Annotated in this window: 13 protein-coding genes; 5 read left to right on the forward strand and 8 right to left on the reverse strand. The window is 70.8% G+C overall.

The genetic code is table 11. From position 1 onward, the window contains the following. Positions 1-137 precede the first annotated feature (137 nt). From ACZ5CW_RS19760 to ACZ5CW_RS19780, 5 genes are all read right to left on the reverse strand, one after another. Positions 138-1,139 carry a TerC family protein gene (locus ACZ5CW_RS19760; RefSeq protein WP_468602983.1) on the reverse strand — a complete coding sequence of 334 codons (1,002 nt, stop codon included), beginning with the start codon at positions 1,137-1,139 and terminating at the stop codon, positions 138-140. Between the two features lie 221 nt (positions 1,140-1,360). Continuing rightward, positions 1,361-3,352 carry a TerD family protein gene (locus ACZ5CW_RS19765; protein WP_468602985.1) on the reverse strand — a complete coding sequence of 664 codons (1,992 nt, stop codon included), beginning with the start codon at positions 3,350-3,352 and terminating at the stop codon, positions 1,361-1,363. Between the two features lie 71 nt (positions 3,353-3,423). After that, positions 3,424-4,002: a TerD family protein gene (locus ACZ5CW_RS19770; RefSeq protein WP_468602987.1), complete on the reverse strand. Its 579-nt coding sequence runs from the start codon at positions 4,000-4,002 to the stop codon at positions 3,424-3,426. A 154-nt stretch (positions 4,003-4,156) separates the two neighbouring features. Continuing rightward, the gene (gene uvrB, locus ACZ5CW_RS19775) at positions 4,157-6,304 is read right to left on the reverse strand and encodes an excinuclease ABC subunit UvrB (protein ID WP_468602989.1); all 2,148 of its coding nucleotides are present in this window, start codon (positions 6,302-6,304) and stop codon (positions 4,157-4,159) included. Between the two features lie 40 nt (positions 6,305-6,344). Next, a complete protein-coding gene (locus ACZ5CW_RS19780) occupies positions 6,345-7,223 on the reverse strand; it encodes an MHYT domain-containing protein (protein WP_468602991.1) in 879 nt (292 codons plus the stop codon). A 277-nt stretch (positions 7,224-7,500) separates the two neighbouring features. Here ACZ5CW_RS19780 and ACZ5CW_RS19785 point away from each other — a divergent pair, with 277 nt between their 5' ends. Beyond that, positions 7,501-8,394, forward strand: a complete 894-nt coding sequence (locus ACZ5CW_RS19785) for a glycerophosphodiester phosphodiesterase (RefSeq protein ID WP_468602993.1) — start codon at positions 7,501-7,503, stop codon at positions 8,392-8,394. Between the two features lie 42 nt (positions 8,395-8,436). Next, positions 8,437-8,991 (forward strand): methylated-DNA--[protein]-cysteine S-methyltransferase, encoded by a 555-nt coding sequence (locus ACZ5CW_RS19790; protein WP_468602995.1) that lies wholly within the window; start codon positions 8,437-8,439, stop codon positions 8,989-8,991. A gap of 14 nt (positions 8,992-9,005) precedes the next feature. On the opposite strand, the gene ACZ5CW_RS19795 is transcribed toward ACZ5CW_RS19790, so the two are convergent. After that, positions 9,006-9,437, reverse strand: a complete 432-nt coding sequence (locus ACZ5CW_RS19795) for a VOC family protein (protein WP_468602997.1) — start codon at positions 9,435-9,437, stop codon at positions 9,006-9,008. 98 nt (positions 9,438-9,535) lie between these two features. Here ACZ5CW_RS19795 and ACZ5CW_RS19800 point away from each other — a divergent pair, with 98 nt between their 5' ends. Both ACZ5CW_RS19800 and ACZ5CW_RS19805 read left to right on the forward strand, forming a co-directional pair. After that, positions 9,536-10,444 (forward strand): pseudouridine-5'-phosphate glycosidase, encoded by a 909-nt coding sequence (locus tag ACZ5CW_RS19800; protein ID WP_468602999.1) that lies wholly within the window; start codon positions 9,536-9,538, stop codon positions 10,442-10,444. Next, complete coding sequence (locus tag ACZ5CW_RS19805) at positions 10,429-11,367, forward strand: carbohydrate kinase family protein (RefSeq protein ID WP_468603001.1); 939 nt, start codon at positions 10,429-10,431, stop codon at positions 11,365-11,367. The genes ACZ5CW_RS19800 and ACZ5CW_RS19805 overlap by 16 nt, the downstream gene beginning before the upstream one ends. Positions 11,368-11,499: 132 nt before the next feature. On the opposite strand, the gene ACZ5CW_RS19810 is transcribed toward ACZ5CW_RS19805, so the two are convergent. Continuing rightward, on the reverse strand, positions 11,500-12,294 hold the full coding sequence (locus ACZ5CW_RS19810; protein WP_468603003.1) for a methyltransferase: 795 nt from the start codon (positions 12,292-12,294) through the stop codon (positions 11,500-11,502). A 216-nt stretch (positions 12,295-12,510) separates the two neighbouring features. On the opposite strand from ACZ5CW_RS19810, the gene ACZ5CW_RS19815 reads away from it, so the two are divergent. Then, on the forward strand, positions 12,511-13,638 hold the full coding sequence (locus ACZ5CW_RS19815) for a magnesium and cobalt transport protein CorA (protein ID WP_468603005.1): 1,128 nt from the start codon (positions 12,511-12,513) through the stop codon (positions 13,636-13,638). 94 nt (positions 13,639-13,732) lie between these two features. Here the strand turns inward: ACZ5CW_RS19815 and ACZ5CW_RS19820 are convergent, their stop codons facing one another. Beyond that, positions 13,733-14,146: a PPOX class F420-dependent oxidoreductase gene (locus ACZ5CW_RS19820; protein ID WP_468603007.1), complete on the reverse strand. Its 414-nt coding sequence runs from the start codon at positions 14,144-14,146 to the stop codon at positions 13,733-13,735. Positions 14,147-14,174: the final 28 nt, after the last annotated feature.

Genomic DNA, 14,174 nt, shown 5'->3' on the forward strand with positions numbered 1-14,174 from the left:
CGTCGGGAGGATGAGAGGCCGGGTGACACACCCCCCGGCTTTTTTCTCCTTCTCTTTTCCTCCCCTTCCCCTCCTTTTTTTTGTGGCTTCCCTCCCCCCCCCCCCCCCCCCCCCCCCGCGTCGTCGGTCGAATGTGGTCAGGCGTCGAGGCTGTCCTTCGCGGCGGCCTCGCCGCCGGTGCACTCCGCCTCGGCGGCCGCCTGCTTCTTGCCGGCCATCAGGCTGGTGATCGTGGTGACGACCAGGACGGCGCAGATCACGCCGAGCGAGACCGGGATGCTGATCTCGGGCACATGGACCCCTGACTCGTGCAGCGCGTGCAGCACCAGCTTGACGCCGATGAAGCCCAGGATGATCGACAGGCCGTAGGAGAGGTGGACCAGCCTCTTCAGCAGGCCGCCGATGAGGAAGTACAGCTGACGCAGACCCATCAGAGCGAAGGCGTTGGCGGTGAAGACGATGTACGGGTCCTGGGTGAGGCCGAAGATCGCGGGGATGGAGTCCAGGGCGAACAGGACGTCCGTGGTGCCGATGGCGAGCATCACGACCAGCATCGGGGTCATGACCCGCTTGCCGTTCTGCTGGATCCACAGCTTGGTGCCGTGGTACCGGTCGGCCACACCGAACTTGCGCTCCGCCGCCTTCAGCAGCTTGTTCTCCTCGTACTCCTCGTCGTCCTCCTCGGCGCGGGCTTCCTGGACGAGTTTCCAGGCGGTCCAGATCAGGAAGGCGCCGAACAGGTAGAACACCCAGGAGAAGCTGGCGAGGATCGCTGCACCCGCGGCGATGAAGACGGCCCGCAGGACCAGGGCTATGAGAACGCCGACGAGCAGCACGCGCTGCTGGTACTGGGTGGGTACCGCGAACTTCGCCATGATCAGGACGAAGACGAAGAGATTGTCGACGCTCAGCGACTTCTCGGTGATGAAACCGGCGAAGAACTCACCGGCGGGCTGTCCGCCACCGAAGACGAGGAGGCCGAGGCCGAACAGCCCGGCCAGGGTGATCCAGACGACGGTCCAGATTCCGGCTTCCTTGATCGACACCTCATGGGGCTTGCGACCGATGAAGAAATCGACGGTGATCAGGGCGGCGAGACCCAGGATGGTAAGGACCCACAGGGTCATGGAGACTTCCACTGCACCTCCGGCATTACGTAACGGCAAACATCAGCGTTGACACTGCCGGAGGTCTCTTCCACCCGCGCGGGGCCGACGCCCCGGGACCGGAACCGGTCCGTATTGACGGGTGCGCCGCACTCAGGGAGTACTCCCCTCCGTACGGAAAACAGTACCCCAATCACCAAGGAACGGTAAAGAGCTTAGTAAAGGAAGGACCAAGTCGCCTGGTCAGCGGTGCTTTACCTGTGCTTGGTCCGGGCTCTCGCCACCTCGGCGAGCACCTGCTGGACGATCCGGCTCCCGGCCGGCACGAGCGACGGCTCGTAGGTCCAGGCGTGGCCGACCCAGGGGTCGGCGAGGTGGTCGTCGGGTACGGGGGTGAGTCGCATCAGCGAACGCCACAGCGGGTCGAGCAGGGGGCCGTAGGCAGCGGCGTCCCGGCGGTCCGCGATCATCAGCAGGTGGACGCCGACCGCCGGGCCCTCGTCGGCGAGGTAGCGCAGCCGGGTCACCGCCCGCTCGTCGAATCCGTGCGGGAAGTCGTTGACGATCAGCAGCTGCTGCGCGGTGTCGACGTCGGCCGGCAGCGACGCCGCCGCGCCGGCCCGCATCGCCATCTGCACCAGGTCGACCCGCCGGGTGAGCCTCTCCAGCACCTCTGTCACCCCCGCCGCCCCGGTCGCGGACGGAGCGGCGAGCACCCCCGCTCCCGTCAGCGGCAGGAACGCCCTCGATCCGGCGCCGGCCGGATCGATGACGTGCACGGCGAACTCCTCCGCCGGATGCGCGGCGAGCAGCCGGGTCGCGAGGGCGACGGCCGCCGCCATGGCCAGGTCCCGCAGTCCGGCGGGGTCCGGGAAGGAGTCGTCGAGCGCCGGCGTCGGACCGCTGTCGATCCACAGGCCTCGCTCGAGCGGCAGCCTGACCAGCATCGGGATGCGCAGCGGCGCGCTTTCGGGAAGGTGGAGGTCGCCGAGCCGCACAGCCATCGGCGGTTCGGCCGGCACCCGGTAGCCGTGCCACACGGGGCTGTCCCAGCCGGCGTACGCGGGCGGGAGCGCGGGCTCGACCACCTCTGCCTCGGCGGTGAGCTGGGCGAGGTCGCGGTCGAGGGCGGCGCGCGCCTGGTCGACCAGTTGGGTCCGGCGGGCGTGCGCCGCCTCCCGCGCGGCGTCTCCCGAAGTACCGAGCCGGCCTCGGGGGTCGGCGAGGGCCTGGTCGACTTCCTTCTCCATACGGGAATCGGCGAAGTCGACGGCGCTGCGGTAGGCGGCCGTGGTCCGGGCCAGATCCTCGAACATGCCCCACACCTGGTTGTACAGCCGTTCCTCCATCGACCAGCCCACGGCGTCGCCGGCGACGGGCTGGGCGGGCAGCCCGGCGGCCACCGGGGCCGCGGAGGGCGGGGGTGGGGGCGGGGTGCTGTGGCGGCGGGGGTGCGTGTAGTCGACCGGACCACCGAGGTCCTGCTGTCGGGGTTCGGCGCCCGGGGCCGGGACCTGGTACGGGTTGCGGCCGTCGTGGGAGGGGGCTTGCGGATCGTACGAGGAGGCCGCATCGGCCGTCCCGGGCGCGGAGGGCGCCGGACCGGAGGCGTCGTGCTGCGCGGGAGTCTGGGGCGCGGGGGCGGAGACGTCGTGAGGCGCGGGCGCGGAGGACGGTGCCGGGATCGCGCGGGCCTGGCTCTGGCCCGCGGACTCCTGGACGGCGGCCGCGAGTCCCGCGGCCTCCCGCAGCCCCTGGTCGGCGAGGAGCGCGGGGAGACCGCCCGCATAGCCCTGGCCCATCGCGCGTACCTTCCAGGCACCCTGACGGCGGTAGAACTCCAGGGCGATCACGGCGGTCTCGGCATCCAGGCCGGTGAGGGTGTAGGAGGCCAGGTCGGTGCCGTCGGCGCCCTCGACCGCGGTATGCGGGGCGGGCACGGCACCGAACCGGAGCGGCCCCGTGGTCCCGGCGGGCAGGGCGAGGAACACGTCGAGGCGGTGCACGGCCTCGGGCAGGGCGGCGAGGTCTACGGCCAGGCGGTGCTCGGCCACGGCCTGCCGGGACACCTCGACGCCGGGCAGTGCGGGGGTGCCGGGGTGGGCCACCCACTGGGGGCCGGGCACCGTGCCGTTCTCGTCGCCGAGTGCGGCTCCGGCCAGGACCGGCACTCCGGCCGAGATCCGGATCGTCAGCCGGACCTGGGACAGCGGGTGATTCTGTCCCCTCACCAGCTCGGCCGTCATCGCCGTCGCCCCCCTGTGTCGTGTTGTCGTGCGCCCGCCCCCGTGGAGGCGGGCGCTCCGGTGTGCCGGTCCTACAGGTGCGGCAGGATGGCCGGCATCAGGTCCTGGAAGGTGCGGCCGTTGGCCGGGCTGCCCAGGGCGGTCATCGTCCAGCCGGAGCCCGCCCGGTGCACCTTGGCCATGATCTGGGCGGTGTACTCGCCGCCGCCGGCCAGCGTGTAGCGGGCGAGTTCCTGGCCGTTGGTCTCGTCCACGAGGCGGCAGAACGCGTTCTCCACTTCATGGAACGTCTGGCCCGTGAAGGAGTTCACGGTGAAGACGATCTGGTCGATGTGGACCGGAACGCGCTGCAGGTCCACCAGGATCGCCTCGTCGTCCCCGCCCTGGCCGACGCCGCCCACGAGGTTGTCGCCGGTGTGGCGCACGGAACCGTCGTCGCTCACCAGGTGGCGGAAGAAGACCACGTCGACCGGCTGCTTCTCGGCGAAGAGCACGGCCGAGGCGTCCAGGTCGATCTCGCGGGTGCGGGAGCCGAACAGGCCGCGCCGCTTCGCCGCCTGCCAGCCGAGTCCCATGCGGACCGCGGTCAGGGTTGCCCCGTCCTTCTTCTCCAGGCTGATGGCCTGACCCTTGGTCAAGTTCACGGACACGGCTGGTTCCCCTCTCGACGTCCCCTGTTGCCGCGCAATGCGGTTGCCCAGAACCCTACGCAGGGGCACCGATCGTGCCGAACCCCGGCCCACGCTTTGTGTCGGTGTTGCAACACTTGGCGTATATGCCGAGGTCCGGCACGGTGACGGCATCTCAGGCGAGGCCCGCCTCACGCATCTGGCGCAGTTCCTTCTTCATCTCCGATACCTCGTCACGCAGCCGGGCGGCGATCTCGAACTGCAGCTCCGCGGCGGCGGCGCGCATCCGCTCGGTCATCTCCTCGATCTGCTCGGCGAGTTCGGCCGCCGGACGGTCCGTGGGCACCGCGGCCCCCGCCTTGCCCTTCGCGGACCTGGTGGCCTTCGCGCCCTTGGCCGCCTTGTCACCGAGCGACGGTACGGGAGCCTTGGCGCCCTTGCCGTCCTTGAGGTTGCGGTAACCGGAGCCGAGCAGCTGTTCGGTGTCGACCTCTTCGCGGGCGATCTGCGCGACGATGTCGTTGATCTTCTTGCGCAGCGGCTGCGGGTCGATGCCGTTGGCCTTGTTGTACGCGACCTGCTTCTCCCGGCGGCGGTTGGTCTCGTCGATGGCCTTCTCCATCGCCGGGGTGATCTTGTCGGCGTACATGTGGACCTGGCCGGAGACGTTGCGCGCCGCACGGCCGATGGTCTGGATCAGCGAGGTCCCGGAGCGCAGGAAGCCCTCCTTGTCGGCGTCGAGGATGGCCACCAGGGACACCTCGGGCAGGTCGAGGCCCTCGCGCAGCAGGTTGATGCCGACCAGGACGTCGAACTCTCCGGAGCGCAGCTCGCGCAGCAGCTCGACGCGGCGCAGGGTGTCGACGTCGCTGTGCAGATAGCGCACCTGGATGCCGAGTTCCAGGAAGTAGTCGGTGAGGTCCTCGGCCATCTTCTTGGTGAGCGTGGTGACCAGGACGCGCTCGTCCTTCTCGGTGCGCTTGCGGATCTCGTGCACCAGGTCGTCGATCTGGCCCTCGGTGGGCTTGACCACGACCTCGGGGTCGACCAGGCCGGTCGGACGGATGATCTGCTCCACGACGCCGTCGCCGCGGGACAGTTCGTAGGCGCCCGGGGTCGCCGACAGGTAGACGGTCTGCCCGATGCGCTCCTGGAACTCCTCCCACTTCAGCGGGCGGTTGTCCAGGGCCGAGGGCAGCCGGAAGCCGTGGTCGACCAGGGTGCGCTTGCGGGAGGCGTCGCCCTCGTACATGGCGCCGATCTGCGGGACCGTGACGTGGGACTCGTCGATGACGAGCAGGAAATCGTCCGGGAAGTAGTCCAGCAGGGTGTTGGGCGCGGAGCCGGGTGAGCGGCCGTCGAAGTGCATCGAGTAGTTCTCCACGCCGGAGCAGGTGCCGATCTGGCGGAGCATCTCGATGTCGTACGTGGTGCGCATCCGCAGGCGCTGGGCCTCCAGGAGCTTGCCCTGCTTCTCCAGCTCGGCGAGGCGCTCCCCCAGCTCCTTCTCGATGTCGTTGACGGCCCGCTCCATGCGCTCCGGCCCTGCGACGTAGTGGGAGGCGGGGAAGACGTACAGCTGCTGGTCGTCGCTGATGATCTCGCCGGTGAGGGGGTGCAGCGTCGACAGCGCCTCGATCTCGTCGCCGAACATCTCGATGCGGACGGCCAGCTCCTCGTAGACCGGGAAGATCTCGATGGTGTCGCCGCGGACCCGGAAGGTGCCCCGGGTGAAGGCCATGTCGTTGCGCGTGTACTGGATGTCGACGAAGCGGCGCAGCAGCTCGTCGCGGTCCATCTCGTCGCCGACCCGGAGGGGGACCATCCGGTCGACGTACTCCTGCGGCGTGCCGAGGCCGTAGATGCAGGACACCGAGGCGACCACGATCACGTCACGGCGGGTGAGCAGCGAGTTCGTCGCCGAGTGGCGCAGGCGTTCGACTTCCTCGTTGATCGAGGAGTCCTTCTCGATGTACGTGTCCGACTGCGGGACGTAGGCCTCGGGCTGGTAGTAGTCGTAGTACGAGACGAAGTACTCGACCGCGTTGTTCGGCAGAAGCTCGCGGAACTCGTTGGCCAGCTGGGCGGCCAGCGTCTTGTTCGGCGCCATCACCAGGGTGGGGCGCTGGAGCTTCTCGATCATCCACGCCGTGGTGGCGGACTTGCCGGTGCCGGTCGCGCCCAGCAGGACGACGTCCTTCTCACCGGCCTCGATGCGCTTGGCCAGGTCGGTGATGGCCGCCGGCTGGTCGCCGCTGGGCTGGTAGGGGCTGACGACCTCGAAGGGCGCCACCGTGCGTTCGATGTGGGAAACGGGCCGCATGTCATCCACCGTACGACCCCGCACTGACAACGGGTCCGGATCAGCGGTTCTGCGGGGTGCGGGAGCTGTGGTGCTCGGGCCGGCGGACCGGTTCGCGGCCCCCGTGGAGGGCGGGACGGCGGCCGGGGTGGGCGGTGACGGCGTCGGCCGGGACACCGGGTTTCTCCTCGACGGAGGTGCGGGCCGACCGGCCCATGATCATCAGCGGATCGAAGATCACGACGACGCCCGCGAGGAGCAGGAAGGCGAGCGGGCCGATCAGCATCGGCGCGAGCACGGACGCCGTGGGGCCGCCCCCGGCGGTGTGCGGGGCGCCGTCGAGCCGGACGCTGAGGGCGGCCATGCCGGTGTAGTGCATGCCGCTGACCGCGAGTCCCATGACGAGGCTCGCGCCCACGCTCCACAGGAAGCCCCGGACGCGTCCGGCGGCCCACAGGGCGGCGGTGGCCGCCACGACCGCTATGACGACGGAGGAGGCGACGGTGAGCGTGTTGTACGTGAACCGCCCGTGGAAGTGCATGCCGGCCATGCCGAGGTAGTGCATCGAGGCGACGCCCAGGCCGGTGATCGTGCCGCCGGTGAACAGGGCGGTGCCGGTGGCGCCCCGGTAGCCGACTATGAAGATCCCGACGCCGACCATGACGATGGCGAGGGCGAGACTCGCGTAGGTGATCGGCTTGTCGTAGTGGATCGACGTCTCCTGGATGGTGAAGCCCATCATCGCGACGAAGTGCATCGTCCAGATGCCGGAGCCGATCGCGGCGGCGCCGAGGGCCAGCCAGGCGGGGCGCCGGGAGTGCGTGACCAGCAGGGAACGGGTGGTGCAGCGCAGCCCGAGGGCACCGCCGAGGCACGCCATCACGTAGGCCACCAGTGGGGTGACGGCCCCGTAGCTGAATCCGTCGACCGTGCCTTGCATCCGCGGCTGCCCTTCCGCCTTCTTGCCCTGGAATATCTGCGATGTGCCCCCGTCCCAGGACCGCGCCGGCGGTCAGGGTTGTCGCAGAGAGTATGACCCCCACCGGAATGGTCGAACGATTTTCCGGCAAAGAAACACGGCCTTGCCGCAGTTGTGCGGCCCGCGTGAGCGGACCCGGACGCCTCCGTTCCATGTGTGGTCATCGTGCGGTTGGGCGTTGTTGACCCTCTGCTGTCACTCTGGTGCTGTGCGTATCCGCCCGACGTGAGGAGTCTGCATGCACGCGCGCGTGCTTTTCGCCGCGGCCGCCGCTGTCCTGGGGGCGGCGACGACCCTGCTGAGCCCCGCATCCGGCGCCCGGGCCGGCGAGGTCGGCGAGGCAGGCGCCGCGGTCGGCACACCCACGGTGATCGCCCACCGGGGAGCCTCCGCCTACGCTCCCGAGAACACGCTCGCCTCGATCGACAGGGCGGCGCAGCTGGGCTTCACCTGGGTCGAGAACGATGTCCAGCGGACGAAGGACGGCGAGCTGGTCGTCATCCACGACGACAGCCTGCGGCGCACCACGAACGTCGAGGACCTCTTCCCCGACCGGGCACCGTGGAAAGTGAAGGACTTCACCGCCGCCGAGATCGCGCGGCTGGACGCGGGCAGCTGGTTCTCCCCCGCGTACGCGGGCACGCGCGTGCCGACACTGAAGGAGTACATGCGCCGGGTCGAAAGCAACCGCGAGAGCCTGCTTCTGGAGATCAAGAACCCGGACCTCTACCCGGGCATCGAGCGGCAGACCCTCGAGCTGCTCGGCGATGCGGGCTGGCTGGACAGCGGCCACCGCAGACGGCTCGTCGTGCAGAGCTTCAGCGCCGACAGCGTGCGGGCGGTCCACGAACTGAGGCCCTTGGTCGTCACCGGCTACCTCGGTACGCCCACCGTGGCGCAGCTGCACCGGTACGCCCGGTTCACCGATCTGATCAATCCCTCGCACGGGACCCTTTCGTGGGCGTACGTCTCGGTCGTGCATGCCTTCCACGGGCCGCACGGCAGGCCGCTCGGGGTGTTCGCGTGGACGGTGGACGACGCGGACACCAGCCGCGAGGTCGCCGGTTACGGCGTCGACGGGATCATCAGCAACAAGCCCGATGTGGTGCGGTCCGCGGTGGGCTCGGGCTGAGCCGGGCGGGGCGTTGTCAGTCGCGGGTCGTACCGTGGGCGCATGGACAGCCTCGGGCAGGATGAGCAGCGGGTCGTGTGGGCCGTCGTCGGGAGCGACATCGGCCCGCTGATGCTGGCGGCGACCCGCGACGGCTTGGTCAACGTCGTCTTCCACGCCACGGACGCGGTGCGCGACCGGGCCCTGGAGCGGCTGGCGGCCCGGCTGGGCGGCCGGCCCGTGGAGGATCCCGGCTCGCCGTTGCTGGCGGAGGCGGCAGGACAGCTGCGGGCGTACTTCGCGGGCGAGCGGCACGACTTCGACCTGCCGCTGGACTGGTCGCTGATCTCCGGGTTCAACCGGCAGGTGTTGCGGGAGCTGGCGTCCGGTGTGCCGTTCGGCACCGTGGTGGGGTACGGCGACCTGGCCGGGCGGGTCGGGCAGCCCGGCGGGGCACAGGCGGTCGGCGCGGCGATGGGTGCCAATCCGCTGCCGGTGGTCGTGCCGTGCCACCGGGTGGTGGAGAGCGACGGCGGCATCGGCGGGTTCGGGGGCGGGCTGGAGACCAAGCGGAAGCTGCTCGCGCTGGAGGGCGTGCTGCCCGAGCCCCTGTTCTGACCGGCCGGAGCCGGCTACTCGTCGTAGTGCCGGGCTTCGAAGACGTTGCCGTCGGGGTCCCGGAAGTAGAAGTTCCGTGTGGCCTTGCCGCGGGCGCCGTACGCGTCGTGCCCGATGTCGCTCAGGGGGACGCCGTGTTCCCGCAGGCGGCTGTGCAGGGCGTCGAAGGCGTCGGCCGGCAGGGACAGACAGACATGGTTGACGGGGTGGCCCGCGCTGTCGGCCGAGTCCGGCAGCATCCTCATGCGGTCCGCGGCGCTGTGCGGAGCGAGGTCGAGGATCGTCTCCTCGTTGACGCGTACGGAGGGGAACGTCACCTTCCCCTCGGCGAACTCGACGACTCTCAGGGGCTCCAGGCCGACGGCCTCCTCGTAGAAGCCGGCGGCGGCGACCGGATCGGCCACCCACAGGACCACATGGTCGAGGCGCGCGCTCTTGCTCGTCATGCCACCAGGCTGGTGGCGTCCTCCACAGGCCGCAAGCGTTTAGCGGGGGCCGGTGCCCGCCAGAGATGAGGAAGGACCGACGGACAGGAGGCGGACGCGTGGTTCTGGTGGTGTCGGAAGAAGTCCGGGAGGCGATCGGCGGGCGGCGCCCGGTGGTGGCCCTGGAGTCCACGATCATCGCGCACGGCCTGCCGCGTCCGCGCAATCTGCAGGTGGCGCTGGAGCTGGAGGACGCGGTGCGGCGGGAGGGTGCCGTCCCGGCGACCGTCGCCGTGCTCGACGGACGTCCCCGGGTCGGCCTGGACAAGGAGCAGCTGGAGCGGGTCGCGAACGAGGAGGGCATCCGCAAGCTGGGCCACCGTGACCTGCCCCTCGCCGTGGCGGCGGGGGCGAGCGGGGCGACCACGGTGTCGGCGACGGCACAGCTGGCCGCGCTGGCGGGCGTCCGCGTGTTCGCGACGGGTGGTCTGGGCGGTGTGCACCGGGAGTGGACGGTGACGCAGGACGAGTCCGCCGACCTCGGACTGCTGGCGCGGACGCGGATCACGGTGGTGTGCGCGGGGGTGAAGTCGATCCTGGACGTGCCGGCGACGCTGCAGCGGCTGGAGACGCTGGGCGTGGCCGTCGCCGGGTTCGGCACGGACCGCTTCCCCGGCTTCTATCTGTCCGACTCGGGCCATCCGGTCGACTGGACGCTGAGCGGTCCGGAACAGGTCGCCGACGTCATGCGGGCTCAGGACGCGCTCGGCGCGCCGGAGTCGGCGCTGATCGTCGCCCATCCGGTACCGGAGGCGGAACAGCTCGATCCCGAACTGCACGCACGCGTGCTCGCCGACGCGCTCGCCGCCTGTGCGGAGCGGGGCATCACCGGACAGGCGGTGACCCCGTTCCTGCTGGACTACCTGGTCCGGCACACGGACGGCGCCTCCTTGAGCGCCAACCTGGCGGCCGTGCGCGGGAACGTACGGCTGGCGGCGCGGATCGCCGCGGCGTGGGCCAGGGGGTGACCGCGGGGCACCGGAACGGGGCGCTGCTGGTCGTCGGGGACGTGGTCACGGATGTGGTCGCCCGGCACGGGGGGCCGCTCGCGACCGGCACCGACACTGCCGCCGCGATCCGGACGCTGCCGGGCGGCGCGGGCGCCAACGTGGCCTGCTGGGCCGCCCATGCGGGCTGTGCGGACGTCCGGCTGCTGGGGCGGGTGGGCGCGGACGCGGCTGCCTGGCACGAACGGGAACTGGTGGCGGCCGGGGTGCGGCCCCGGCTGGTGGTCGACCCGGAGGCGGCGACCGGGACGGTGATCTGCCTCGTCGACACGGGTGCGGCGGCCGAGCGCACGTTCCTCACGGACAGCGGGGCGTCCTTGCGACTCGAGCCGGCCGACTGGTCGGACGCGTTGCTGGACGGGGTCGCCCGGCTGCATCTGTCGGGCTATCTGCTGTTCACGGAGTCGAGCCGGGCACTCGCCGGTGCGGCGCTCGCGGCGGCACGCGCGCGTGGTGTGCCGGTCAGCCTGGATCCGGCGTCGGCGGGCTTCCTGGTGGGGTTGGGAGTGGACCGTTTCCTGGCGTTCGCGGAGGGGCTGGACGTGCTGCTGCCCAGCCGGGACGAGGCGTGCCTGCTGACGGGGCTGCCGGATCCGGTGGACGCGGCGGCCAAGTTGAGCCGTCTCGTTCCGCTGGTGGTGGCCAAGGCGGGTGCGGACGGGGCGCTGGTGGCCCGTTCGGGCGCCGTGGACGCCCGGATTCCGGCCCCGTCGGCGACTCCTCGGGACACCACCGGTGCCGGTGACGCCTTCACCGGCGCGTTCCTCGCCGCTCTGGTCTCGGGCGCGACCCCGGAGGAGGCGGCGGCACGCGGGTGCGGGGCGGGAGCGGAGGCGGTGCGACGGGTGGGCGGAAGGCCGCCGCATCCGGGCAGGGGCGGCTAGAGCGGGCCGCCCGGGTGGGCGGACGACCGCCTCATCAGGGAGCGGAGGCTGGAGCGCGTCGCACGCCCGCGGACGCGGGCAGGCGGCGCGAACACCCGCGCGGTGACCGCCGGGCGGGCAGCCGACCGCCGTCTACGCCTTCCTGCCCCACGCGGAGATCATCGGAGCGGTGGCCAGGTCCATGCCGCCGGCCTCGACGTGGGTCAGGTGCCGGTCGATCTCCTCGTCGGTGGCCAGCCCGGCGGCGACGAGCCGGTCACGGATCTGACGGACCGTCGCGGCCTCCAGTGCGGTGCAGGCGGGCGAGGTCAGGGGGAAGTAGGCGTCGGCCTCCACCTCGTGCAGGCCGGCCTCGCGGAGGAGCCGCGGGAGTCTGCGGCCGTACGACAGGTCGGCGCCGCGTTCGGCGAGCAGGGTGGGGAAGCCCTGGCGAAGCCGGTTGGCGAGCCGCTGCTCGGGGCCGTGCTCGTCGGGACAGATCAGGGGTTGCAGAGCGGGGTCGGCGTCCTCGATCAGCAGCCGCCCGCCGGGCCGCAGCGCCTGGATCATGGAGCGCAACGCCCTTTCCCGGTCCGGGACGTGGACCAGGACGAGCCGGGCGTGGACCAGGTCGAAGCCTTCCCCCGGCGGTTGCCCGGTGCCCACGTCGTGGACGCGGACGTCCACCGGCGGGACGGCCACGGGGGCGAGCCGCGAGGTGTCGATGTCGGTGGCGACGACCTCGCCGGTCGGGCCCACCTTCGAGGCGAGCCAGGACACCACGGAGGTGCCGCCCGCCCCCACTTCCCAGCAGCGCCAGCCGGGGGCGATGCCGAACCCTTCGATGTGCCGGAAGGTCGTGGGATCGAAGAGGGCGGCGAAGGCGTCGAAGCGCCGGCCGGCTTCGCTCTGCCGGTTGTCCAGGAGGTACCCGTCGGATCGCGTCATGTCACGATCATCCCCGTCACCCGGCTTGTCCGGATCGGCCGCCTCCGCTCGCGGCGGGAGCCGAGGCGTGCGCCGGCCGGGCGCTGCGTCCACAGGCGGGAACCAAGCGGAACGTCTTGTTCCCACAGGTCTTTCCGCGTCATGCCCCCCGACTGGCAGACTTGCCGGGCAAGGCGCGCAAGCGTTGTGCGAGGAGATCCACGCGAGGAGATCCAGATGTCCATGGCAGGGAATCTGCGGAAGGTCACGGGGCTGGGCAGGGTCGGCGGCCTGCGCAAGGTGGCGCGGCTGGCCAGGCGGCGGCCGCGGGTGGACCTGAGCCACCCCGCCAGGTCACCGCTGGGCTCGTCGGTGGTGAACTGCGTGATGTATCAGGACGGCGTGCGCGTACCGGAGTGCGCGGATCTGGTGGACGCCGTGCGGCTGGTACGCAAGAGCGGTGAGGGGTTCGTCTGGCTCGGGCTGCACGAGCCGACGGATCGCGAGTTCGCGGGCATCGCCGAGCTGTTCGACCTGCATCCGCTGGCGGTGGAGGACGCGGTCGAGGCGCACCAGCGCCCGAAGCTGGAGCACTACGGGGACACGCTCTTCGCGGTGTTCAAGACCGTCTGCTACGTGGAGCACGAGGAGCTGACGGCGACCAGCGAGGTGGTCAACACCGGCGAGATCATGGTGTTCGTCGGTGAGGACTTCGTCATCACGGTGCGCCATGGCCGGCACGGCTCATTGGGGCCGCTGCGCGAGGAGTTGGAGGCGGATTCGCAGCAGCTCGCCAAGGGCCCGGCGGCGGTGCTGCACGCGATCGCCGACCATGTCGTCGACGAGTTCCTGAGCGTCACGGACGCGGTGCAGGCCGACATCGACCAGGTCGAGACTGAGGTGTTCTCGGAGATCGGCGCCCGGGTCGACCCGGGCCGCATCTACCAGATGAAGCGTGAACTGCTGGAACTCAAGCGGGCGGTGGTGCCGCTGGGCCGTCCGGTGGAGGACCTGGCCACCCGGCCCATTCGGGTCGTGGCCCCGGAGATACAGGCCTACTTCCGGGACGTGCTGGACCACCTGATACGGGCCAAGGAGCAGATCGCCGCGTTCGACGAGCTTCTCAACTCCATTCTGCAGGCGCACCTCGCGCAGGTGACCGTCGCGCAGAACGAGGACATGCGGAAGATCACGGCGTGGGCCGCGGTGATCGCCGTGCCGACGATGGTGTGCGGCGTGTACGGCATGAACTTCGACCACATGCCGGAGCTGCGCTGGCGGTTCGGCTATCCGCTGGTCATGGCCATGATGGCGGGGGCCTGCGTGGCGCTGTACCGGGGCTTCCGGCGCAACGGCTGGCTCTGACGAGGGGGGGTACCGGGGCTTCCGGCGCGACGGGCGGCTCTGACGAGCACGGGGTTGCCGCCGGTTGGCCGGTGCTCGCCACCTGCGCCGGCGGTCATGCCGAGAAGGACACGACCTTCTGCGGGACGATCCTGATGATCACCCGGACCTCGTCCTCCTTCTCGGCCGGCGGGTCGATGCCGAGGTACTTGTGCGACAGCTCGTACGGCAGCCGCTTGTTCTCGTCGGGCAGGATCTCGGCGACACCCCGGATCTCGGCCGAGTGGTAGGGGTTCGCCAGGTCGAAGACGGAGAGGCTGACGCGGGGGTCACGGCGGAGGTTGCGCACCTTCTGACGGTGGTCCACGGATGAGAAGAGCACGGTGTCGCCCTCGCGTTTGATCCAGACCACGGAGTTCTGTGGGGCGCCGTCGGGGCCGAGTGTGGCGACGCCGGCGAAGTTCTTGCCGTCCAGCAGAGCGCGGAGGGCGTCGTCGAAGGTGACGGAAGGGCGGGGCGAAGTCGTCATGACACCACTCTAGTTACATGCACGTGCA

Source organism: Streptomyces sp. NPDC031379 (assembly GCF_055569615.1).